Source organism: Pseudomonas sp. DrBHI1 (assembly GCF_002205115.1).
GTDB lineage: Bacteria > Pseudomonadota > Gammaproteobacteria > Pseudomonadales > Pseudomonadaceae > Aquipseudomonas > Aquipseudomonas mosselii.
The window spans coordinates 1-22783 of record NZ_NIBE01000007.1 but is presented as its reverse complement, the minus strand read 5'-3'; the positions used below and the strand labels follow the sequence as shown (position 1 = coordinate 22783).

Annotated in this window: 19 protein-coding genes; 11 read left to right on the top strand and 8 right to left on the bottom strand. The window is 64.3% G+C overall.

Annotated elements, in window-relative coordinates; genetic code table 11:
* Positions 1-18: 18 nt before the first annotated feature.
* The 5 genes from carA to grpE all read right to left on the bottom strand — a co-directional run bounded on the left by carA (position 19) and on the right by grpE (position 6116).
* The gene (gene carA / locus CC207_RS00890; protein ID WP_023629348.1) at positions 19-1155 is read right to left on the bottom strand and encodes a glutamine-hydrolyzing carbamoyl-phosphate synthase small subunit; all 1137 of its coding nucleotides are present in this window, start codon (positions 1153-1155) and stop codon (positions 19-21) included.
* A 226-nt stretch (positions 1156-1381) separates the two neighbouring features.
* Complete coding sequence (dapB, locus tag CC207_RS00885) at positions 1382-2188, bottom strand: 4-hydroxy-tetrahydrodipicolinate reductase (RefSeq protein ID WP_028691263.1); 807 nt, start codon at positions 2186-2188, stop codon at positions 1382-1384.
* Between the two features lie 13 nt (positions 2189-2201).
* A complete protein-coding gene (gene dnaJ, locus CC207_RS00880) occupies positions 2202-3323 on the bottom strand; it encodes a molecular chaperone DnaJ (RefSeq protein ID WP_088851435.1) in 1122 nt (373 codons plus the stop codon).
* A gap of 211 nt (positions 3324-3534) precedes the next feature.
* Complete coding sequence (gene dnaK / locus CC207_RS00875; protein WP_088851434.1) at positions 3535-5460, bottom strand: molecular chaperone DnaK; 1926 nt, start codon at positions 5458-5460, stop codon at positions 3535-3537.
* A gap of 101 nt (positions 5461-5561) precedes the next feature.
* A complete protein-coding gene (grpE, locus tag CC207_RS00870) occupies positions 5562-6116 on the bottom strand; it encodes a nucleotide exchange factor GrpE (protein WP_028691266.1) in 555 nt (184 codons plus the stop codon).
* Between the two features lie 182 nt (positions 6117-6298).
* Here grpE and recN point away from each other — a divergent pair, with 182 nt between their 5' ends.
* Positions 6299-7972: a DNA repair protein RecN gene (gene recN, locus CC207_RS00865; protein WP_028691267.1), complete on the top strand. Its 1674-nt coding sequence runs from the start codon at positions 6299-6301 to the stop codon at positions 7970-7972.
* Between the two features lie 95 nt (positions 7973-8067).
* Here recN and fur read toward each other — a convergent pair whose 3' ends face one another.
* On the bottom strand, positions 8068-8472 hold the full coding sequence (fur, locus tag CC207_RS00860) for a ferric iron uptake transcriptional regulator (protein ID WP_028691268.1): 405 nt from the start codon (positions 8470-8472) through the stop codon (positions 8068-8070).
* A 97-nt stretch (positions 8473-8569) separates the two neighbouring features.
* Between fur and bamE the strand changes: the two genes are divergently transcribed.
* Entirely contained in the window at positions 8570-9088 is a 519-nt protein-coding gene (bamE, locus tag CC207_RS00855; protein WP_028691269.1) for an outer membrane protein assembly factor BamE, read from the top strand.
* An 85-nt stretch (positions 9089-9173) separates the two neighbouring features.
* Here the strand turns inward: bamE and CC207_RS00850 are convergent, their stop codons facing one another.
* On the bottom strand, positions 9174-9608 hold the full coding sequence (locus CC207_RS00850; RefSeq protein ID WP_028691270.1) for a type II toxin-antitoxin system RatA family toxin: 435 nt from the start codon (positions 9606-9608) through the stop codon (positions 9174-9176).
* Between the two features lie 161 nt (positions 9609-9769).
* Between CC207_RS00850 and smpB the strand changes: the two genes are divergently transcribed.
* Positions 9770-10252: an SsrA-binding protein SmpB gene (gene smpB / locus CC207_RS00845; RefSeq protein ID WP_011532120.1), complete on the top strand. Its 483-nt coding sequence runs from the start codon at positions 9770-9772 to the stop codon at positions 10250-10252.
* Between the two features lie 126 nt (positions 10253-10378).
* On the opposite strand, the gene CC207_RS00840 is transcribed toward smpB, so the two are convergent.
* The gene (locus CC207_RS00840; protein ID WP_028691271.1) at positions 10379-11146 is read right to left on the bottom strand and encodes an FCD domain-containing protein; all 768 of its coding nucleotides are present in this window, start codon (positions 11144-11146) and stop codon (positions 10379-10381) included.
* Positions 11147-11406: 260 nt separating this feature from the next.
* Here CC207_RS00840 and CC207_RS00835 point away from each other — a divergent pair, with 260 nt between their 5' ends.
* The 8 genes from CC207_RS00835 to purH all read left to right on the top strand — a co-directional run.
* Positions 11407-13077 (top strand): lactate permease LctP family transporter, encoded by a 1671-nt coding sequence (locus CC207_RS00835; RefSeq protein WP_028691272.1) that lies wholly within the window; start codon positions 11407-11409, stop codon positions 13075-13077.
* A gap of 63 nt (positions 13078-13140) precedes the next feature.
* Positions 13141-14286, top strand: coding sequence for an FMN-dependent L-lactate dehydrogenase LldD (gene lldD, locus CC207_RS00830; protein WP_028691273.1), 1146 nt, complete (start codon positions 13141-13143; stop codon positions 14284-14286).
* 71 nt (positions 14287-14357) lie between these two features.
* The gene (locus CC207_RS00825; RefSeq protein ID WP_088851433.1) at positions 14358-17168 is read left to right on the top strand and encodes an FAD-binding and (Fe-S)-binding domain-containing protein; all 2811 of its coding nucleotides are present in this window, start codon (positions 14358-14360) and stop codon (positions 17166-17168) included.
* Between the two features lie 170 nt (positions 17169-17338).
* Entirely contained in the window at positions 17339-18217 is an 879-nt protein-coding gene (gene prmA, locus CC207_RS00820; protein ID WP_088851432.1) for a 50S ribosomal protein L11 methyltransferase, read from the top strand.
* 43 nt (positions 18218-18260) lie between these two features.
* Complete coding sequence (locus CC207_RS00815; protein WP_088851431.1) at positions 18261-19589, top strand: DUF3426 domain-containing protein; 1329 nt, start codon at positions 18261-18263, stop codon at positions 19587-19589.
* Between the two features lie 228 nt (positions 19590-19817).
* Positions 19818-20831: a tRNA dihydrouridine synthase DusB gene (gene dusB / locus CC207_RS00810; protein WP_028691277.1), complete on the top strand. Its 1014-nt coding sequence runs from the start codon at positions 19818-19820 to the stop codon at positions 20829-20831.
* Complete coding sequence (gene fis, locus CC207_RS00805; protein WP_011535876.1) at positions 20828-21148, top strand: DNA-binding transcriptional regulator Fis; 321 nt, start codon at positions 20828-20830, stop codon at positions 21146-21148. The genes dusB and fis overlap by 4 nt, the downstream gene beginning before the upstream one ends.
* Positions 21149-21227: 79 nt before the next feature.
* Positions 21228-22783: bifunctional phosphoribosylaminoimidazolecarboxamide formyltransferase/IMP cyclohydrolase (gene purH / locus CC207_RS00800; RefSeq protein ID WP_088851430.1), on the top strand; the 1556-nt coding region annotated here is incomplete at its 3' end.

Sequence of the window (22783 nt, the reverse complement as noted above, 5' to 3'; positions counted from 1 at the left end):
GGCCTTGAAGCAGGATGCTCAGCGGCGCTTGGCCATGGCATCGGTGAAACGATCGAACAGTGGCGCGACGTCGGTCGGGCCTGGGCTCGCTTCAGGGTGACCCTGGAAGCTGAACGCGCTCTTGTCGGTGCGCTCGATACCCTGCAGGGTACCGTCGAACAGCGACTTGTGAATGGCGCGTACGTTAGCCGGCAAGGTGGCTTCATCGACGGCAAAGCCGTGGTTCTGGCTGGTGATCATGACCACGCCGGTGTCCAGATCCTGGACCGGGTGGTTGGCACCGTGGTGGCCATGACCCATCTTCACGGTCTTGGCGCCGGAGGCCAAGGCCAGCAGTTGGTGGCCGAGGCAGATGCCGAAGACCGGAATCTCGGTCTCGAGGATTTCCTTGATCGCCTGGATGGCGTAGTCGCATGGCTCCGGATCACCAGGGCCGTTGGACAGGAACACACCATCGGGGTTGAGCGCGAGCACTTCGCTGGCCGGGGTCTGGGCAGGCACCACGGTCACGCGGCAACCACGCGCGACCAGCATGCGCAGGATGTTCAACTTGACGCCGTAGTCGAAGGCAACCACGTGGTACGGCAGGTCGGCAGCGTCGATGGTCGGGTGGCTGTCGGTCTTCAGTTCCCAGACGCTGGAACGCCACTCGTAGCGCTCCTTGGTGGAAACGACCTTGGCCAGGTCCATGCCCTTCAGGCCCGGGAAGGCACGGGCAGCGGCGATGGCCTGCTCTTCGGTGATGTTGTCACCGGCGAGGATGCAACCGTTCTGGGCGCCTTTTTCACGCAGGATACGGGTCAGGCGACGGGTATCGATACCGGCGATGGCGACAACATTGTTGGCCTTGAGGTACTCAGGCAGCGACTGGGTATTGCGCCAGTTGCTGGCCAACAGCGGCAGGTCGCGGATGACCAGGCCGGCGGACCAGACGCGGTTGGATTCGGCGTCTTCCGGGGTGGTGCCGGTATTGCCGATGTGCGGGTAGGTCAGGGTGACGATTTGCTGCGAGTAGGAAGGGTCTGTAAGGATTTCCTGGTAGCCGGTCATAGCGGTGTTGAATACCACCTCGCCAACGGTCTGACCGTCGGCACCAATGGCTTCACCGCGAAAAATACTGCCGTCGGCAAGGGCGAGTATGGCTGGCTTTGTCAAGAAGACCTCCCGTAAATCAAGCATGAAAGGGCGATCGCAGGTTGCAAAAAAGCGGAGTGACGTATGGACACGTCACCCCGCTTTTAAGTGCTGAATTCAATTCGCTGCGCGCTTTTAGTGGACACACTAAAGCTGTAGCTTACAGAAAAGTGCGTTTTGGGTCTACCGTAGATGTGTCTCTAAACCACACTAATGCGACAAGGGGCTGCCAGGCAGCCCCGCGACATTAACGCAGCTCAAGCACGTCCTGCATGTCGTACAGGCCAGGCTCACGCCCTTCCAGCCACAGCGCAGCGCGTACGGCGCCCTTGGCGAACGTCATGCGGCTGGAGGCCTTGTGGGTGATCTCCAGGCGCTCGCCTTCGGCGGCGAACAGCACGGTGTGGTCACCGACCACATCACCGGCACGTACAGTAGCGAAACCGATGGTCTTGCGATCACGGGCGCCAGTCTGGCCTTCACGGCCATAAACGGCCACTTCCTGCAAGTCGCGCCCCAACGCATTGGCAACCACTTCACCCATGCGCAGAGCGGTCCCCGACGGCGCGTCGACCTTGTGCCGGTGATGAGCTTCGATGATCTCGATATCCACATCATCGCCCAGCACCCGGGCCGCCATGTCCAGCAGCTTGAGGCTGAGGTTCACGCCCACGCTGAAGTTCGCGGCGAAGACGATCGGAATCTCCTTGCCCGCCTCCGCCAGCAACCCTTTCTCTTCCGGCGTGAAACCGGTGGTGCCGATGACCATGGCCTTGCCCGCCTTGCGGCAGAACGCCAGGTTCTTCAGGGTCACCGAAGGATGCGTGAAATCGATCAGCACATCGAACTCGTCGGCGACCTTGGCCAGGTCATCGCAGATCAGCACGCCGATACGCCCCAGGGCCGCCAGCTCACCGGCATCGGCCCCGACCAGCGAGCTGTCCGGGCGATCAATCGCCGCTGTCAGCCCGGCCTGGGGCGCCTGCTGCTGCACAGCCTCGACGAGGGTCTTGCCCATCCGCCCCGCCGCGCCCATTACCGCAATACGTCGCATAGCCTGTTCCTTCTCAGAGATCGCCGAAGAAGCGCTTCACACCCTCGAACCAGCCGCTGGCCTTGGGCGAATGGGAGCTGTCGCCCTCCAGCGAATCGCGCAGCTCTTCGAGCAGCTCGCGCTGGCGACGACTGAGGTTGACCGGCGTTTCCACCGCCACCCGGCACAGCAGGTCGCCTGCCGCGCCACCGCGCACCGGCGCCACGCCCTTGCCGCGCAAGCGGAACTGCTTGCCGGTCTGGGTGCCTTCGGGGATCTTCAGCTTCACGCGACCATCGAGGGTCGGCACTTCCAGCTCGCCACCCAGGGCGGCATCGGTATAGCTGATCGGCACTTCGCAGTAGAGGTGCTTGCCGTCGCGCTGGAAGATCGGGTGCTCGCGCACATTGACGACCACATACAGGTCACCGGTAGGACCACCATGGGCGCCCGCCTCGCCTTCGCCGGACAGGCGAATGCGATCACCGGTATCGACACCGGCCGGAACCTTGACCGACAGCGTCTTGTACTCCTCTACACGACCTTCGCCGTGGCACGAACCGCAAGGGTCGGTGATGATCTTGCCCTGGCCATGGCAACGCGGACAGGTCTGCTGCACGGCGAAGAAGCCCTGCTGCATGCGCACCTGGCCGATACCGCCGCAGGTCGGGCAGGTCGACGGTGTCGAGCCCTTCTTGGCGCCGGAGCCGTCGCACGGCTTGCAGTTGACCAGCGTGGGCACACGAATGTTGACCGTGGTGCCGCGCACCGCCTCTTCGAGGTTGAGCTCGAGGGTGTAGCGCAGGTCGCTGCCGCGCTGGGCACCACCACGACCGCCGCGGCCGCCGCCGAAGAAGTCGCTGAAGACATCGCCAAAGATGTCGGAGAAGTTGGCACCACCGAAACCGGCACCGCCGCCACCCATGCTCGGGTCAACACCGGCGTGGCCATACTGGTCGTATGCCGCGCGCTTGCTGGCATCGGACAGCACCTCGTAGGCCTCGTTGGCCTCCTTGAACAGGTCTTCCGACTCCTTGTCGCCCGGGTTGCGATCCGGGTGGTACTTCATCGCCAGACGGCGGTAGGCCTTCTTGAGATCACCTTCACTGGCGCCACGCTCGACACCCAGGACCTCATAAAAATCACGCTTTGCCATAGGTCATTTGCACTCTTGGGGGCGTTCGGCATACCTCGGCGCATCGTGCGCCATGCCACCAGCACCTGCCGTCATGGGCGAATGCGCCGCGACAGATGCCGTAAATAATTCTCGTGTTCCAGACACGCCAACGCGGGAGCAAGCTCCCGCGCGGCGACATCCTACCAGTTCACCAGCAAACGACGGTGAACCGGCCGACAACATGCAGGAATTACTGCTTGTTGTTGTCTTTCACTTCTTCGAACTCGGCGTCAACCACGTCGTCGTGCTTGGCTTCCGGCTCGGCCTGCTGGGCGCCGCCCTGTGGCTGCTCGGCCTGCTGCTCGGCGTACATCTTCTGGGCAACAGGCGCCGAGACCTTGGACAGCTCCTCGACCTTGGCGTCGATGGCGGCCTTGTCGTCGCCTTTGACGGCGGCTTCCAGGGCGACCACGGCGGCCTCGATGGCGGTCTTCTCTTCAGCGGTGACCTTGTCACCGGCTTCAGCGACCATCTTGCGGGTCGAGTGAACCAGCGCGTCACCCTGGTTACGGGCGGCGGCCAGTTCTTCGAACTTGCGATCTTCCTCGGCGTTGGCCTCGGCGTCACGCACCATTTTCTCGATTTCTTCGTCGGACAGGCCGGAGTTGGCCTTGATCACGATCGACTGCGCCTTGCCGGTGGCCTTGTCCTTCGCGCCGACGTGCAGGATGCCGTTGGCGTCGATGTCGAAGGTCACTTCGATCTGCGGCACGCCGCGCGGAGCTGGCGGGATGTCGGCCAGGTCGAACTTGCCCAGCGACTTGTTCTGCGAAGCTTGCTTGCGCTCACCCTGCAGCACGTGGATGGTCACGGCGCCCTGGTTGTCATCGGCGGTCGAGAACACCTGCGACTTCTTGGTCGGGATGGGGGTGTTCTTCTCGATCAGCGCGGTCATCACGCCGCCCATGGTTTCGATACCCAGGGTCAGCGGGCTGACGTCCAGCAGCAGCACGTCCTTGACGTCACCAGCCAGAACAGCGCCCTGGATGGCGGCACCCATGGCAACGGCTTCGTCCGGGTTGACGTCCTTGCGCGCTTCTTTACCGAAGAAGTCGGCAACGGCTTTCTGCACCATCGGCATACGGGTCTGGCCACCGACCAGGATCACGTCGTCGATCTTGCTGGCGTCGATGCCGGCGTCCTTCAGGGCGATGCGGCATGGCTCGATGGTACGGTTGACCAGGTCTTCGACCAGCGACTCCAGCTTGGAGCGGGAGATCTTCACATTCAAGTGTTTCGGCCCGGTCGCATCTGCGGTGATGTACGGCAGGTTGACATCGGTCTGCTGGCTCGAGGACAGCTCGATCTTGGCCTTTTCAGCGGCTTCTTTCAGGCGCTGCAGGGCCAGGGGATCGTTCTTCAGATCCATGCCGGACTCTTTCTTGAACTCGTCGACGAGGTAGTCGATCAGGCGCATGTCGAAGTCTTCGCCACCCAGGAAGGTGTCGCCGTTGGTGGCCAGTACTTCGAACTGGTGCTCACCGTCGACTTCGGCGATTTCGATGACCGAAACGTCGAAGGTACCACCACCGAGGTCATAAACGATGACGGTGTGGTCGCCCTTGGCCTTGTCCATGCCGTACGCCAGCGCAGCGGCGGTCGGTTCGTTGATGATGCGTTTTACGTCCAGACCGGCGATGCGACCGGCATCCTTGGTGGCCTGACGCTGGCTGTCGTTGAAGTAGGCCGGCACGGTGATGACCGCTTCGGTGACCGGCTCGCCGAGGTAATCTTCGGCAGTCTTCTTCATCTTCTTCAGGACTTCGGCGCTGATCTGCGGCGGAGCCATTTCCTTGCCGGAGGCCTCGACCCAGGCGTCACCGTTGCTGGCCTTGACGATCTTGTAAGGCACCAGCTTGATGTCTTTCTGCACGACATCTTCTTCGAAACGGCGGCCGATCAGGCGCTTCACAGCGAACAGGGTGTTGTGCGGGTTGGTGACCGCCTGGCGCTTGGCCGACTGACCGACCAGGATTTCGCCGTCGTTTGCGTAGGCGATGATCGAAGGCGTGGTACGCGCGCCTTCAGCGTTCTCGATGACCTTGGCGGTGCCGTTTTCCAGCACGGAGACGCAGGAGTTGGTGGTCCCCAGGTCGATACCGATGATTTTACCCATGTTGATTCTCCCGAAACTTGAATTTGATAGCAGCGACTGCCTTGGCCCACTGCACTAATACTTGAAGGCTTGACACCTAGATGGGGGTGCCCGGAAAGATTTCAAGCCTTTTCATTGATCGAAGGCTGCGCAGCGCTCGGCGCCTTGCTGACCACCACCATGGCGGGGCGCAGCAGGCGGCCGTTGAGCAGGTAGCCTTTCTGGAACACGTTCAGCACGCTGTTCGGCTCGACCTCGGCGCTTTCCTGCATGGCCATCGCCTGGTGGTGCTCGGCGTTGAATGGCTGGCCGTGCGGATCGATGGCCTCGAGGTTGTAGCGCTTGAGGGTGTCCTGGAACATCTTCAGGGTCAGCTCGATGCCTTCGCGCATCGGCTTGATGGTCTCGTCGTCGGCATTGGACAGTTCCAGGCCACGCTCCAGGCTGTCGATGATCGGCAGCAGGTCGCCGGCGAACTTCTCCAGGGCGAACTTGTGGGCCTTCTCGACATCCTGCTCGGCACGGCGGCGGATGTTCTGCAGGTCGGCGGCGGCGCGCAGGGACTGGTCCTTGGCGGCGGCCAGCTGCTCCTCGAGCTCCAGGACACGGGCATCGGCATTCGCGGCGCCTGCTTCTTCGGAATTCAGGTTCTTCTCATCCAGCTGTTCGTCAGCCATTGGGTTTCTCCTCCACGATTTCTGTCGTGCGAGCCAGGCTCGCCATGTCTTGCCGGCTATATGGGGTCGGAAAAACCAGGTTCAAGGGGGAAGGTGCTTTTCCACATTCGTCGACCGGCTATTGGCAGACTCGCGAAAAGCACTGTATAAATATCCAGACACGACCTTCCGGGAGCCGCCCCATGCTGGTGCACCTGTCCATTCACAACTACGCCATCGTCGAACACCTCGACCTCGAAATCGCCCGCGGCATGTCCGTGATCACCGGCGAGACCGGGGCTGGCAAGTCGATCATGCTCGACGCCCTCGGCCTGGCCCTGGGCGACCGCGCCGACAGCGGCGTGGTGCGCCCGGGCACCGACAAGGCAGACATCCTCGCCACCTTCGACCTGATCGACATCCCCGAGGCCCACGCCTGGCTCGCCGAGCGCGACCTGGAAAGCGACGGGCCGTGCATCCTGCGCCGGGTGATTACCGCCGAGGGCCGCAGCCGAGGCTACATCAACGGCACCCCCTGCCCACTGGGCGACCTCAAGGCCCTGGGCGAACTGCTGATCGACATCCACAGCCAGCATGAACACCAGTCACTGCTCAAGACCGACACCCACCGCCGACTGGTTGACGAATACGCCGGCGCCAGCGACCTGGCCCGCCAGGTCCAACTGGCCGCCAAGCGCTGGAACCAGACACGCCAGGAGCTGGAGCGCCTGAGCAATTCCGGAGACGAGCAACGGGCGCGCCATCAACTGCTCAGCTACCAACTGGAAGAACTGGACAACCTCGGCCTTGGCGAGAACGAGCTGGAACAGCTGGAACAGGAACACAAGAACCTGACCAACGCCGAGGCGCTGTTCGGCATCTGCCGCCAGGTCATCGAGCAGTGCAGCGAAAGCGACTCGGGCAACGTGCTGAGCGCCCTGACTGTCAGCCTCAACCGGCTCACCGCAGTCGTCAACGGCCCAAAGGCGCTGGACGAGGCGGTCAACCTGATCGCCAGCGCGCAGATCCAGGTAGAGGAGGCCGTTGGCGAACTCAACCGCTTCCTCGACAACTTCGACGCCGACCCGATGCGCCTTCAGGCCTTGGAAGAGCGCCTGGACACCATCTATACCCTCGCCCGCAAACACCGTGTACACCCTACCGAGCTGCCGCACCTGCAACAACGCCTGATGGAGGAGCTCGAGGGACTTAACGCCAGCGACGAGTCGGTTGAGCGCCTGGGCGAGGAGCTGGCCGCCTACGCCCAGCACTATAAAGAGAAAGCCAGCGAGCTGAGCGCGCTGCGCCAGCAGGCCGCCAAGCAACTGGCCACCGCCGTCGAGCAGGAAATCCAGCGCCTGGGCATGCCCGGCGGGCGCTTCTGCATCGAACTTACGCCCTTCGACAACGGCGACCTTTCGCCCCATGGCCTGGAGCAGATCGAACTGCTGGTCAGCGCCAACCCCGGCCAGCCACTCAAGGGCCTGGCCAAGGTCGCCTCGGGCGGTGAGCTGTCGCGTATCAGCCTGGCGATCCAGGTGATCACCGCGCAGACCTCGCGCATTCCGACCCTGGTGTTCGACGAAGTGGACGTGGGGATCGGCGGCCCGACGGCAGAGATCGTCGGCCAACTGCTTCGCCGCCTCGGCGAGCGCGGCCAGGTCCTGACCGTGACCCACCTGCCCCAGGTGGCAGCGCAGGGCCATCACCACCTGTTCGTGCACAAGGTGCGCAACAGCGACACCACGCACACCGCCGTGGCCAGCCTGGGCAAGCGCGAGCGGGTCGAGGAAGTGGCGCGGATGCTGGGTGGGATCGACTTGACCAAGGAGTCGCTGGCCCATGCGCGCAAGATGGTAGTGAGCAGCAAGGCCTGAGCCTTCGCGCTCCAGAAATCGCGCAAGACTTGAGGCACCACAAAGCACAAAGGCGACCCGAAGGTCGCCTTTGTCATCAATAACGATCTAAATCGTTACTTCTTTTTACGCACATACAGAACCAGATTGTGGTCCACCAGCTCGAAGCCATGCTCGGCAACGATCTCTTTCTGGCGCTTCTCGATTTCGGCATCGAAGAATTCAATGACTTCACCGCTGTCCACGTTGACCATGTGATCGTGGTGCTTGCCATCCGCCAGCTCGAACACCGCGTGGCCGCCATCAAAGTTGTGGCGCTCCACCAGGCCCGCCGCTTCGAATTGGGTCAGTACGCGGTACACGGTCGCCAGACCGACATCCTCGCCAGCTTCCATCAGCGCCTTGTAGACATCCTCGGCACTCATGTGACGCTGCTCGGCGGAGTCGAGCATCTGAAGAATCTTGACTCGAGGCAGGGTAACCTTGAGGCCCGCTTTGCGCAATTCGCTATTTTCAACCATGGTCAGCTTTCTCGCCGATGCTGCTTCGCAGCTTCTCTTAATACGGGTATGATCGGGGTTTACGTTGTCCAGCCAAGATAGTGGAAGTCGCCCACCGATGCAAAACACCAAGCTCTTGCTAACCAGCCTCACCCTAGTGGGACTGCTCGCACTCGCCGGTTGCTCGTTTCCCGGGGTTTACAAAATCGACATCCAGCAGGGCAATGTCGTCACGCAGGACATGATAGACCAATTGCGTCCGGGAATGACCCGCCGGCAAGTAAGGTTTATCATGGGCAACCCGCTGCTGCAGGACACTTTCCACACCAACCGCTGGGACTACCTGTACAGCCTGCAGCCCGGCGGCGGCCAGCGCCAGCAAGAGCGCATGAGCATCTTCTTCAACGAGAGCGACCAACTGGTCAGCCTCTCCGGCGACTTCATGCCGGGCGTCAGCCGCGACCAGGAAATCCTCGGCGGCAGCGGCGACACCACGGTCAGCCCGGTCAAGCAGCCCAGCCAATCCGAAAAGCCGGCCAAGCCAGGCTCGCTGGAAGACACACTGCAAAAAGAAATCGACAACATCGAGACCACCCCGGTCCCGACGCCAGCACCGCTGGAAACCTCGCCGCAGTAAATGCGCCGACACTAAAAAGCCCGGATCCAGTCCGGGCTTTTTATTGCGCTGTCGAAAAGCCTGCGGATCAGACCACGAGCCCTAATCAGCCATTGATCTGCTTGGCACGCTGGCAAAACGCATCGACCATGGTATTGGCCGCCTGATTGAACAATGGCCCCAGTGTCGCCCGCACTAGGGCGCCGGCATAATCGAACGACAGGTCGAGGCTGATCTTGCAGGCCTTCTCGCCCAGCGGCTTGAACACCCACAAACCGTGCAGCTGGGTGAACGGCCCATCTTCCAGGTTCATTTCGATCGACTGGCCCGGCACCAGCACATTGCGCGTGGTGAACTGCTGGCTCATACCGCCCTTGGCCACTTCCAGCCTGGCCCGCATGTGCGTGTCGCTGGCCTCGAGCACGGTGGAAGCCGAGCACCAGGGCAGGAACTCCGGGTAGCTGGCCACATCATTGACCAGGTCGTAGAGCGCCTGGGCAGGGAACGGCAGCAGGGCGGAGCGTTGAATATGGGTAGTCATCCAGGCGTCACTTCCAATCTGGGCGGCGGCGCGTCGCAGCGCCTCGAATACGGTTCTGTGTGGCAGAACGAGGCCTGTATTGTCCGGGATTCACACAACTGGCTCAAGCGCACCTAAACCCCATAGCCGAGGACGCGGACTCTCCCTATAATGCCGCCCCTATGGCTAAGCAAAAGAAACATCCGACCGGGACCATCGCGCAGAACAAGAAGGCGCGACACGATTACTTCATCGAACACAAGTTCGAGGCCGGGCTGGTCCTGTCCGGCTGGGAAGTAAAGAGCCTGCGGGCCGGCAAGGCGCACCTGACCGACAGCTACGTGCTGCTCAAGGATGGCGAAGCCTGGCTGTTCGGCAGCCACATCACCCCGCTGACAACCGCCAGCACCCACGTCATCGCCGACCCGATCCGCACCCGCAAGCTGCTGCTGAACAAGCGCGAGCTGGAGCGCCTGGAAGCGGCCGTGGCGCAGAAGGGCTACACCTGCGTGGCGATGTCGCTGTACTGGAGCAAGCACCTGATCAAGTGCGAAATCGCGCTCGGCAAGGGCAAGAAGGAGTTCGACAAGCGCGACACCGTGCGCGAACGCGACTCCAACCGCGAACTGCAACGCACGATGCGCAACAAGGGCAAGGAAGAATAATTCCTGCCCTGCTCGGTCACTGTAGGGGCGGCCTCGTGTCGCGATAGGACTGCGAAGCAGCCCCGACGATCTTGAGTGGTACAAAGATCCCGAGGCCGCTCCCACAAGAACCGCGTACGCCGTCTCTCAGCGCCCGCTGCGCCGCTCCGCCCGGGCCACCCGCTGGGCCTCCTGCTGCGCCTCCTGCAGCACCTCCTGCACATACAGGATGTGCCGGCTCGACACCTCCCGCGCATCGTCCGCCCGCCCCTCGACAATCGCCAGGTACAACTCGCGATGCTGACTGATCAGCATGTCGCGGGTCTCCGTGCGCTGCTGGTACATGCCGCCGATGTTGGTCACCACGTTGCGCTTGAGCAGGTCGAACAAGCCGCGGATGGTATGCAGCAGCACAGCGTTGTGACTGGCTTCGGCAATGGCCAGGTGGAAACGCGCATCGGCCGCGCCCTCCTCCACCCGGTCCACCTCGCCGACACGGCTGTAGCAATCCTGCAGCGCATCGAACGCCGTCTTCAAACGCTCGCGATCAGGCTCGGTAGCACGCTGGGCCGCGTAGTAGGCGCATGACGCCTCCAAGGTATGACGGAACTCCAGCAAGTCGCGCTGAGCCTCCGGATTGCGCTCCAACAGCTGCAACAGCGGGTCGCTGAAGGTGGAACCCAGGGCTTCGGCCACATAGTTGCCGCCACCCTGACGGCTGACCAGCAGCCCCTTTGCGACCAGCTTCTGGATGGCCTCGCGCAGTGACGGACGAGACACGCCGAACTGCTCGGCCAGGACGCGCTCGGCGGGAAGGCGCTGCCCCGAAGTCAGCGTGCCCTCGAGAATCATCCCTTCCAACCGGTCGACGATGTCGTCGGACAGGCGCCGCTGACGGACCTGATCAAAAACCATTGCTTGCTCTCCACGAACCCCGGGGATGCGAATCCGGGGGCGCCTATTCTGCGCCTATCCGGCCGGCGCCGACACCCATCAGGCGGCGATTTTCCCTGCCGCTCAGATGCCCGCTCATCGGCATCCGACCAAAGTTTTCCACAGGACAAATTGACACACCCTGCGCGGCGCTCTTAACCTAGCGCCCAGCCATTGTAAATTGGTATTACCAATTATCCAATGCCAGAGCCTTGACCAACAACAATTAGGGGCCACCCCATATGCAAACCTGGCAACAACTCTATACTCCGCTTGGTAGCCTAGGCCTGTCCGCGCTGGCGGCGGTCATCCCCATCGTATTCTTCTTCCTCGCCCTTGCCGTGTTCCGCCTCAAGGGCCACGTCGCCGGCAGCATCACCCTTGCGCTGTCGATCCTGGTGGCGATCTTCGCCTTCCAGATGCCTGTCGACATGGCCCTGGCCGCCGCGGGTTATGGCTTCCTCTACGGCCTGTGGCCGATTGCCTGGATCATCGTCGCTGCGGTATTCCTCTACAAGCTCACGGTCAAGAGCGGCCAGTTCGAGGTGATTCGCAGCTCGGTGCTGTCGATCACCGACGACCAGCGCCTGCAAGTGCTGCTGATCGGCTTCTGCTTCGGTGCCTTCCTCGAAGGCGCGGCCGGCTTCGGCGCCCCGGTGGCCATCACCGCCGCGCTGCTGGTGGGCCTGGGCTTCAACCCGCTGTACGCCGCCGGCCTGTGCCTGATCGCCAACACCGCGCCAGTGGCCTTCGGCGCCCTGGGCATCCCGATCATCGTCGCCGGGCAAGTGACCGGTATCGACGCCTTCCACATCGGCGCCATGACTGGCCGCCAGCTGCCGCTGCTGTCGCTGTTCGTGCCGTTCTGGCTGGTGTTCATGATGGACGGCGTGCGCGGCGTGAAAGAGACCTGGCCCGCCGCCCTGGTGGCCGGCCTGAGCTTCGCCGTCACCCAGTACTTCACCTCCAACTTCATCGGCCCGGAGCTGCCGGACATCACCTCTGCCCTGGCCAGCCTGATCGCCCTGACCCTGTTCCTCAAGGTCTGGCAGCCCAAGCGCTCGTTCGCCGAAGCCAAGGGCAGCGTCGGCGCCGCCGTCGTGCAATCGGGAGGCAGCCAGCCTTCGCCGTACAGCTTCGGCGAGATCTTCAAGGCCTGGTCGCCGTTCCTGATCCTGACCGTGCTGGTCACGATCTGGACCCTGAAGCCGTTCAAGGCGGCCTTCGCCCCGGGCGGCGCGATGTACAACTTCGTGTTCAACTTCGCCATCCCGCACCTCGACCAGTTGGTGATCAAGACCGCGCCGATCGTCACCGCGCCGACCGCCATGCCGGCGGTCTTCAAGCTCGACCCGATCTCCGCCACCGGCACCGCGATCTTCCTCTCGGCGCTGATCTCGATGTGGGTATTGAAGATCAACTTCAAAACTGGTCTGACCACTTTCAAGGAGACTTTCTGGGAACTGCGCTGGCCAATCCTGTCGATCGGCATGGTGCTGGCCTTCGCCTTCGTCACCAACTACTCGGGCATGTCTTCGACCATGGCTCTGGTGCTGGCCGGCACGGGCGCCGCGTTCCCGTTCTTCTCGCCGTTCCTGGGCTGGCTGGGCGTGTTCCTGACCGGTTCCGACACCTCGTCCAACGCCCTGTTCAGCTCGTTGCAGGCCACCACCGCGCACCAGATCGGGGTCAACGACACCCTGCTGGTGGCGGCCAACACCAGCGGCGGCGTGACCGGCAAGATGATCTCGCCGCAGTCGATCGCCGTGGCCTGCGCCGCCACCGGCCTGGTCGGCAAGGAATCCGACCTGTTCCGCTTCACCGTCAAGCACAGCCTGTTCTTCGCCACCATCGTCGGCCTGATCACCCTGATCCAGGCCTATTGGCTGACCGGCATGCTGGTTCATCACTAAAGTGAAAGGGCCCGGGCGCCGACCAGCGCCCGGCACCTCCTTCAACCCACGCTGCGAGAATCCATGATCATTTCCGCCTCCACCGACTATCGCGCCGCGGCCCAACGCAAGCTGCCCCCCTTCCTCTTCCACTACGCCGACGGCGGCGCCTACGCCGAGCACACACTGCGCCACAACGTCTCGGACCTGGCCAGCATCGCCCTGCGTCAGCGCGTGCTGAAGAACATGTCGGACCTGAGCCTGGAGACCCGGCTGTTCGACGAAACCCTGAGCATGCCTGTGGCCCTGGCCCCGGTCGGCCTCACCGGCATGTACGCCCGCCGTGGCGAAGTGCAGGCGGCGCGCGCGGCGGCGGCCCACGGCATCCCATTCACCATGTCCACGGTATCGGTGTGCCCGATCGAAGAGGTGGCCCCGGCCATCGACCGGCCGATGTGGTTCCAGCTGTATGTACTGAAAGACCGTGGCTTCATGCGCAACGCCCTGGAGCGCGCCAAGGCGGCCGGCGTGAAGACCCTGGTGTTCACCGTCGACATGCCCGTGCCCGGCGCCCGCTACCGAGATGCCCACTCCGGCATGAGCGGCCCGAACGCGCCGCTGCGCCGCATGTGGCAGGCCATGACTCACCCGCAGTGGGCGCTGGATGTCGGCCTGCTCGGCCGCCCCCATGACCTGGGCAACATCTCCAAATACCGGGGCAACCCCACAGGCCTGGCCGACTACATCGGCTGGCTGGGCAACAATTTCGACCCGTCCATCTCCTGGAAAGACCTGGAGTGGATCCGCGAATTCTGGGACGGCCCGATGATCATCAAAGGCATACTCGACGCCGATGACGCCCGCGACGCGGTCAAGTTCGGCGCCGACGGCATCGTCGTCTCCAACCACGGTGGCCGCCAGCTCGACGGCGTGCTGTCCAGCGCCCGCGCCCTGCCGGCGATCGCCGACGCGGTGAAGGGCGACATCAAGATCCTCGCCGACTCCGGAATCCGCAACGGCCTGGACGTAGTGCGCATGGTCGCCCTGGGCGCCGATACCGTGCTGATCGGCCGCGCCTTCCTTTATGCCCTGGCCACCCATGGCGAAGCGGGCGTGAAGAACCTGCTGGCGCTGTTCGAGAAAGAAATGCGCGTGGCCATGGTGCTGACTGGCGCCAAGTCCATCGGCGAGATCACCCGCGACTCGCTGGTCCGCGAACTGGGCGCCTGAGCGCGCCCGCCAACGCCTGATTACCCGGGGCACGCCGCGCACAAGACGCCGCGGCCCCGCGAGGAGACTGCATGAGCCTGCCCGCCGCGTTCCTGCGTGATGCCGAGCGCCTGATCCCTGCCGAACGCCGCTTCGACGACCCGACCTCGACCTTGGCGTTCGGTACCGACGCCAGTTTCTACCGACTGATTCCCAAGCTGGTGGTGCGCGTGGAATCCGAGGACGAAGTGGTCGCCCTGCTCCAGTTGGCCCAGCGTGACCGGGTACCCGTGACGTTCCGCGCCGCCGGCACCAGCCTGTCGGGCCAGGCCATCAGCGACTCGGTGCTGATCGTGCTCGGCGACAACTGGAACGGCCGGGAGATTCGCGGCCAGGGCACGCAGATCCGTCTGCAGCCCGGGGTAATCGGTGCCCAGGCCAACGCCTGGCTCGCACCCTTCGGGCGCAAGATCGGCCCGGACCCGGCCTCGATCAACGCCTGCAAGATCGGCGGCATCGTCGCCAACAACGCCAGCGGCATGTGCTGCGGCACCGCGCAGAACACCTACCACACCCTTGCCGGCCTGCGCCTGGTGCTGGCCGACGGCACCCGCCTGGACAGCGAGGACCCGGCCAGTGTTGCCGCGTTCGAGCAAAGCCACGCCGGCCTGCTGGATGAACTCGCGCGCCTTGGTCGCGAGACCCGCGCCAACACCGAGCTGGCCGATCGCATCCGCCACAAGTACCGATTGAAGAACACCACGGGCCTGTCGCTCAACGCGCTGGTGGACTACGACCAGCCGCTCGACATCCTGCAGCATCTTCTGGTGGGCTCCGAAGGCACCCTCGGTTTCATCAGCGCCGTCACCTACGACACCGTGCCCGACCATCCGCACAAGGCCAGCGCGCTGCTGGTGTTTCCGAGCGTCGAAAGCTGCTGCCGAGCGGTGACCCTGCTCAAGCCGCAACCGGTGTCCGCCGTGGAGCTGCTCGACCGCCGCAGCCTGCGTTCGGTGCAAGAGATGCCTGGCATGCCGGCATGGGTGAGAGGCCTTTCCGACAACGCCTGCGCCCTGCTGATCGAGTCGCGCGCCGCCAGCCAGAGCCTGCTGCACGAGCAGCTCGACCAGGTGATGGCAGCCATCGCCGAGTTCCCGCTGGAGCAGAAGGTCGCCTTCAGCGAAGACCCGGCGGTGTACAACCAGCTGTGGAAGATTCGCAAAGACACCTTCCCCGCCGTCGGTGCCGTGCGCCAGACCGGCACCACGGTGATCATCGAGGACGTTACCTTCCCCATCGAGCAACTGGCCGAAGGCGTCAACCGCCTGATCCAGCTGTTCGACAAGCACCGGTACGACGAGGCGATCATTTTCGGTCACGCCCTGGAAGGCAACCTGCACTTCGTCTTCACCCAGGGTTTCAACAATGCCGAAGAAGTGGCGCGCTACCAGGCGTTCATGGACGATGTGGCGCAATTGGTGGCGGTGGAGTTCGGCGGCTCACTCAAGGCCGAGCACGGCACCGGGCGCAACATGGCGCCGTTCGTCGAGCTGGAATGGGGCAACGACGCCTACCAGCTGATGTGGCAGCTCAAGCGCCTGCTCGACCCGAACGGCATCCTCAACCCCGATGTGGTGCTGAGTCAGGATCCTGACATCCACCTGAAGAACCTCAAGCCGCTGCCGGCCGCCGACGAGATCGTCGACAAATGCATCGAGTGCGGGTTCTGCGAGCCGGTGTGCCCATCGAAAGGGCTGACCTTGAGCCCACGCCAGCGCATCGCCATGTGGCGCGACATCCAGGCGAGGAAGCGCGCCGGCGTCGACACCCGCGAACTGCTGCGCACCTATCAGTACCAAGGTATCGACACCTGCGCCGCCACGGGCCTGTGCGCCCAGCGTTGCCCGGTGGGCATCAATACCGGCGAGCTGGTGAAGAAGCTGCGCGGCCAGGCCGCTGAGCACGGCAAGGCCGCCGACTGGCTGGCCGAGCATTTCCACACCACCCTGCGCGGCGCCCGCTTCACCCTGGCCGCCGCCAATGGCGCGCGCAAGCTGCTCGGCGCTCCACGCATGAGCCGCCTCAGCGCCAGCCTGAGCAGGGCCAGCAAGGGCCGCCTGCCGCAGTGGACGCCCGCCATGCCGCAGCCGCTGCGCGCCATCGACTTCCCCGCGCCGAGCCACGATGCCCGACCACGGGTCGTCTACCTGGCCGCCTGCGTGTCGCGAGTGATGGGCCCGGCCTACGCCGACCGCGAACAGAGCTCGCTGCTGGACAAGACCTGCGCCCTGCTGGAAAAGGCCGGCTACCAGGTGGTATTCCCGGACAACGCCGACAGCCTGTGCTGCGGCCAGCCGTTCGCCTCCAAGGGCTATCCCGAGCAGGCCGAGCACAAGCGCCAGCAGTTGATCAACGCCCTGCTGCACGCCAGCCGCGGCGGCCTCGACCCGATCTACTGCGACACCAGTCCCTGCACCCTGCGCCTGGTGCAGGACCTGGGCGAGTCGCGGCTGGACCTGTACGACCCGGTGCGCTTCATCCGCACCCACCTGGTCGACAGGCTGGAGTTCACCCCCCAGGACGAGCCGGTGGCGGTGCACGTGACCTGCAGCACCCAGCACCTGGGTGAAAGCCAGGCGCTGATCGACCTGGCGCGCCGCTGCAGCCGGCAGGTGGTGATCCCCGAGGGCATCCATTGCTGCGGCTTCGCCGGCGACAAGGGCTTCACCACCCCGGAGCTCAACGCCCACTCCCTGCGCACACTCAAGGACGCCGTGCAGTATTGCAGCGAAGGGATCTCCACCAGCCGCACCTGCGAAATCGGCCTGTCGAGCCACAGCGGCATCGACTATCACGGCCTGGTGTACCTGGTCGACCGGGTTACCCGCGCGCGAAGCCTCTGAACCGCAGGGCTGCCCCGCGCTCTCCCGTGGGAGCGGGCTAGCCCGGCGATGGCACCGGTTAATTGCGGCCCCACAACTGCGTCCTGCACAAAGCCCCCGCACTCAAGTAAACTGGCGGCCTTTTCGCGCAGCCTCGGGCTGCCCCTGTCGATTTACCAAAGGTGCCCGCCATGCCCTGGCTGCAAGTACGCCTGGCCATCAGCCCGGAACAAGCCGAAACCTACGAAGATGCCCTGCTCGAAGTAGGCGCCGTCTCGGTGACTTTCATGGACGCCGAAGACCAACCGATCTTCGAACCGGACCTCAACACCACCCCGCTGTGGTCGCACACGCACCTGCTGGCGCTGTTCGAGGCCGATGCCGAGCCCGAGCAGGTGTTCGCCCACCTGCACCTGCTGACCGGCGCCGAGCTGCCCGAGCACCACGCCGAGGTGATCGAGGACCAGGACTGGGAACGCAGCTGGATGGACAACTTCCAGCCCATGCGCTTCGGCCAGCGCCTGTGGATCGTGCCGAGCTGGCACGAAGCACCTGAAAAGGACGCCGTCAACCTGCTGCTCGACCCGGGCCTGGCGTTCGGCACCGGCACCCACCCAACCACCGCGCTGTGCCTGGAATGGCTTGACGGCCAGCAACTGGAAGGCACGCAGGTGCTGGACTTCGGCTGCGGCTCGGGCATCCTCGCCATCGCCGCGCTGCTGCTGGGCGCCCGCGAGGCGGTCGGCACCGACATCGACGTGCAGGCGCTGGAAGCCTCCCGCGACAATGCCCAGCGCAACGGTATCGCCGACGCGCGGTTCGCCCTGCACCTGCCCGAGCAGATGCCGGCCATGCAGGCCGACGTGCTGGTGGCCAATATCCTGGCCGGCCCGCTGGTCTCGCTGGCGCCGCAACTGTCCGGCCTGGTGCGGCCCGGAGGCCTGCTGGCGCTGTCGGGCATCCTTGCCGAACAAGGCGAGGAAGTGGCCGCCGCCTATACGGCCGACTTCGACCTGGACCCGATCGTCGTGCGCGACGGCTGGGTACGTATCAGTGGTCGCCGCCGCTAAGCGCGCCTAGACTCATTTCCTGCACAGCTCCCCGGACAGCCGCATGACCGACAGTTTCGTCACCCAGTGCCCGCATTGCCAGACCAGCTTTCGCGTCACCCATCACCAGTTGAGCGTGGCCCGCGGCGTGGTGCGTTGCGGCCATTGCCTGCAGGTGTTCAACGCGGCGAAACAGCTGCTGGAGCAGAACCGCGCCGCCACCGCCGAAGGCAGCGCCGAGGCACCGCCCGCCGTGGCCGAGCCGGTCGCACCGGTGGCCACGGCAGCCGAGCCGGCGGCCGAAACCCCGGCACCGGGCGACGACAACTGGAGCGTCACCGCCGAGGAACTGGACGCCCTCGACCTCGACCAGGAACTGGCGCGCCTTGAACGACGCAGCCCGGGTGACCGGCGCGGCGCGGCGCAGAGCGTGCTGCAAGCCCGTCGCGATGAGCAAGTCGGCGATGGACATGGCGATGAACTGTTCGGCACGGCCACCGATGACGACCTGACGCCCGCACAGGTGCGCGAGGAAGCGCCGGTACTGGTCGAACAGGAACCGCTGGACCTGGAAGCCGCGGCCGACGAACGCACCGAACCGACGCTCGGCAACGCCGATCTCGACCTGGACGACGAACCGCCGGTGCGCCACCAGCCACCGGCCGACGACCTCGACGAGCCACTGGAGCGGTTGTCCGTCAACGACGAGCCGGTTCCGCAAAAGGGGCTGTCGGCGCTGGACGACGAGGTCCGCAGCGAGCCGCTCTCGGCCCGCGACGAGGAGCCCGATGAACAGCACGGGCAGCGCATGGAGCCGAGCCTGGCGATCAAGCCCGAGCGCACGCGCAAGGAGCCGCTGGTCAATGTGGTCGACGATCCGTTGCAGCTGGACTGGGAAAAGCCCGCGCCGAACTGGGGCAAGCGCCTGCTGTGGAGCTTCCTGACGCTGCTGGCCGCCGCCCTGCTGGCGTTCCAGTACGTCTGGTTCCACTTCGACGAGATGGCCCGCCAGGACCAGTACCGCCCCTGGTTCCAGCAACTGTGTCCGGCGCTCGGCTGCCAGGTGCCGACCCGCGTGGACATCTCGCGGATCAAGAGCAGCAATCTGGTGGTGCGCAGCCACCCGGACTTCAAGGGCGCGCTGATCGTCGACGCGATCATCTACAACCGTGCCCCCTTCGCCCAGCCCTTCCCCTTGCTGGAACTGCGCTTCGCCGACCTCAACGGCCAGCTGATCGCCAGCCGGCGCTTCAAGCCCAGCGAATACCTGTCGGGCGAACTGGCCGGCCGCGGCGAGATGCCCAGCCAAACGCCGATCCATATCGCCCTGGACATCCTCGACCCGGGGCCGAAGGCGGTGAACTACAGCCTGAGCTTCCGCTCGCCGGAATAAGCGACCGGCGGCAAGCCCGCCCTACTGGCTTGCCAGCGTTGCGAACGGGCCGCAAAGCGGCCCCAGGTTCAGCGCAACGTGCTGAATTTCCAGTACCCGCGGCATCGGTCATAACGCTGCAACTGTTCAGATTTTATCCAGATTCATCTTTATCCGGTCATCGAGAGCGGGTATCATGCCATCCCTTTTTCGAACTCCAATGATTCGGCCCCACAACAGGGAACACCTATGTCGGCGGTACGCATCGGCCCTTACACACTGCAGAACAACCTGATCCTGGCTCCCATGGCCGGCGTCACGGACCAGCCTTTTCGCACCCTGTGCAAACGCCTCGGGGCGGGCATGGTGGTCTCGGAGATGGTCTCCAGCGACATGCGCCTGTGGAACAGCCGCAAGTCGAGCCTGCGCCGCATCCACGAAGGTGATCCCGAGCCGCGCTCGGTGCAGATCGCCGGCGGCGACGCGCAGATGATGGCCGAGGCGGCCCGGGCCAACGTCGAGGCCGGCGCCCAGATCATCGACATCAACATGGGTTGCCCAGCGAAAAAAGTCTGCAACAAGGCCGCAGGCTCTGCTTTATTGAGAGATGAAGCCTTGGTCACCGAGATCCTCCACGCCGTCGTCGGCGCCGTGGACGTCCCGGTGACGCTGAAGATCCGCACCGGCTGGGACCGGGCGAGCAAGAACGGCCTGAATGTGGCGAAGATCGCCGAACAGGCCGGCATCCAGGCGCTGGCGGTGCATGGCCGCACACGCGCCGACCTGTACACCGGTGACGCCGAGTACGACACCATCGCCGCGATCAAGCAGGCGGTGTCGATCCCGGTATTTGCCAACGGCGACATCACCTCGCCGGAAAAGGCCCGGGCGGTGCTGCACGCCACCGGTGCCGACGGCCTGCTGATCGGCCGTGCCGCCCAGGGGCGGCCGTGGATTTTCCGCGAGATCGAGCATTACCTGCGCACGGGCGAGCATTTGCCCGCACCGGCGCTGGACGAAGTGGAACGCATTCTGCTGGAGCACCTGGCTGCGCTGCACGCCTTCTACGGCGATGTGATGGGCGTGCGTATCGCCCGCAAGCACGTGGGCTGGTACCTGGCGACCCGACCCGGCGGCAAGGAGTTCCGCAGCCGGTTCAACGCTTTGGAAGACACACAAGCGCAGTGCGCCAACGTTCAGGCGTTTTTCGCCGAACGTCGACAGAGCCTTGGGACAGAGGACGAACAAGGGGTGGCCGCATGACGATGATGACCGAGACATTAGTGAGTGGAACAACGCCCGTGAGCGACAACGCCAACCTCAAGCAGCACCTGAACACGCCGAGCGAGGAGGGCCAGACCCTGCGCGACAGCGTCGAGAAGGCGCTGCACAACTACTTCGCCCACCTGGAAGGCGCTACCGTCACGGACGTGTACAACCTGGTGCTCTCGGAAGTCGAGGCGCCCTTGCTCGAATGCGTGATGAACTACGTCAAGGGCAACCAGACCAAGGCCAGCGAGATGCTCGGACTCAACCGAGGCACGCTGCGCAAGAAGCTCAAGCAGTACGATCTGTTGTAAGGCCAGAACCCCAACCAGAAAAGGCGCTCATGCAAAGAGGCGCCTTTTTTGCTGACTCCACCGCGTTATGGAATCTGAAATGACCGACCAGACTACCCGCCTGCCGATCCGCCGCGCCCTGATCAGCGTCTCCGACAAGACCGGTATCCTCGAATTCGCCCGTGAGCTGCAACAGCTCGGTGTCGAGATCCTGTCCACCGGCGGCACCTACAAGCTGCTCAAGGACAATGGCGTGAGCGCGGTGGAAGTGGCCGATTACACCGGCTTCGCCGAAATGATGGACGGCCGGGTCAAGACCCTGCATCCGAAGATCCACGGCGGCATCCTCGGCCGTCGCGGCACCGACGACGCCATCATGAACGAGCACGGCATCAAGCCGATCGACCTGGTCGCGGTCAACCTGTACCCGTTCGAAGCCACCATCAGCAAGCCGGGCTGCGACCTGCCGACCGCCATCGAGAACATCGACATTGGCGGCCCGACCATGGTCCGTTCGGCAGCGAAAAACCACAAAGACGTGGCCATCGTGGTCAACACTGGTGACTACGCCGGTATCGTCGAGGGCCTCAAGGCCGGTGGCCTGACCTACGCCCAGCGCTTCGACCTGATGCTCAAGGCGTTCGAGCACACTGCCGCCTACGACGGCATGATCGCCAACTACATGGGCACCATCGACCAGGCCAAGCAGACCCTGTCGACCGAAGGCCGCAGCGAATTCCCGCGCACCTTCAACAGTCAGTTCGTCAAAGCCCAGGAAATGCGCTACGGCGAGAACCCGCACCAGAGCGCGGCGTTCTACGTCGAGGCCAAGAAGGGCGAGGCCAGCATCTCCACCGCGATCCAGCTGCAAGGCAAGGAGCTGTCGTTCAACAACGTGGCCGACACCGACGCCGCGCTGGAGTGCGTGAAGAGCTTCGTCAAGCCGGCCTGCGTCATCGTCAAGCACGCCAACCCATGCGGCGTGGCCGTGGTGCCTGAAGATGAGGGCGGCATCCGCAAGGCCTATGACCTGGCCTACGCCACCGATACCGAATCGGCCTTCGGCGGCATCATCGCCTTCAACCGCGAACTGGACGGCGAAACCGCCAAAGCTATCGTCGAACGTCAGTTCGTCGAAGTGATCATCGCCCCGACAATCTCCCAGGCCGCCCGCGAAGTCGTGGCCGCCAAGCAGAACGTACGCCTGCTGGAGTGCGGCGAGTGGCCAGCCGAGCGCGCCGCCGGTTGGGACTTCAAACGCGTCAACGGTGGCCTGCTGGTGCAGAGCCGCGATATCGGCATGATCAGCGCCGACGACCTGAAGATCGTCACCCAGCGCGCACCGACCGAGCAGGAGGTCCACGACCTGGTCTTCGCCTGGAAAGTGGCCAAGTTCGTCAAGTCCAACGCCATCGTCTACGCCAAGAACCGCCAGACCATCGGCGTCGGCGCCGGCCAGATGAGCCGCGTCAACTCCGCGCGCATCGCCGCGATCAAGGCCGAACACGCCGGTCTGCAGGTGCAGGGCGCGGTGATGGCCTCGGACGCGTTCTTCCCGTTCCGCGACGGCATCGACAATGCGGCTAAAGTGGGTATCAGCGCCGTGATCCAGCCGGGTGGCTCGATGCGTGATGCCGAAGTCATCGCCGCTGCCGA

Bases quoted from the DNA above. Each gene is read 5' to 3' on its own strand.
- dapB (WP_028691263.1), bottom strand. From the start codon at position 2,188: ATGCGACGTATTGCGGTAATGGGCGCGGCGGGGCGGATGGGCAAGACC.
- dnaJ (WP_088851435.1), bottom strand. From the start codon at position 3,323: ATGGCAAAGCGTGATTTTTATGAGGTCCTGGGTGTCGAGCGTGGCGCC.
- dnaK (WP_088851434.1), bottom strand. From the start codon at position 5,460: ATGGGTAAAATCATCGGTATCGACCTGGGGACCACCAACTCCTGCGTC.
- grpE (WP_028691266.1), bottom strand. From the start codon at position 6,116: ATGGCTGACGAACAGCTGGATGAGAAGAACCTGAATTCCGAAGAAGCA.
- recN (WP_028691267.1), top strand. From the start codon at position 6,299: ATGCTGGTGCACCTGTCCATTCACAACTACGCCATCGTCGAACACCTC.
- fur (WP_028691268.1), bottom strand. From the start codon at position 8,472: ATGGTTGAAAATAGCGAATTGCGCAAAGCGGGCCTCAAGGTTACCCTG.
- bamE (WP_028691269.1), top strand. From the start codon at position 8,570: ATGCAAAACACCAAGCTCTTGCTAACCAGCCTCACCCTAGTGGGACTG.
- CC207_RS00850 (WP_028691270.1), bottom strand. From the start codon at position 9,608: ATGACTACCCATATTCAACGCTCCGCCCTGCTGCCGTTCCCTGCCCAG.
- smpB (WP_011532120.1), top strand. From the start codon at position 9,770: ATGGCTAAGCAAAAGAAACATCCGACCGGGACCATCGCGCAGAACAAG.
- CC207_RS00840 (WP_028691271.1), bottom strand. From the start codon at position 11,146: ATGGTTTTTGATCAGGTCCGTCAGCGGCGCCTGTCCGACGACATCGTC.
- CC207_RS00835 (WP_028691272.1), top strand. From the start codon at position 11,407: ATGCAAACCTGGCAACAACTCTATACTCCGCTTGGTAGCCTAGGCCTG.
- lldD (WP_028691273.1), top strand. From the start codon at position 13,141: ATGATCATTTCCGCCTCCACCGACTATCGCGCCGCGGCCCAACGCAAG.
- CC207_RS00825 (WP_088851433.1), top strand. From the start codon at position 14,358: ATGAGCCTGCCCGCCGCGTTCCTGCGTGATGCCGAGCGCCTGATCCCT.
- prmA (WP_088851432.1), top strand. From the start codon at position 17,339: ATGCCCTGGCTGCAAGTACGCCTGGCCATCAGCCCGGAACAAGCCGAA.
- CC207_RS00815 (WP_088851431.1), top strand. From the start codon at position 18,261: ATGACCGACAGTTTCGTCACCCAGTGCCCGCATTGCCAGACCAGCTTT.
- dusB (WP_028691277.1), top strand. From the start codon at position 19,818: ATGTCGGCGGTACGCATCGGCCCTTACACACTGCAGAACAACCTGATC.
- fis (WP_011535876.1), top strand. From the start codon at position 20,828: ATGACGATGATGACCGAGACATTAGTGAGTGGAACAACGCCCGTGAGC.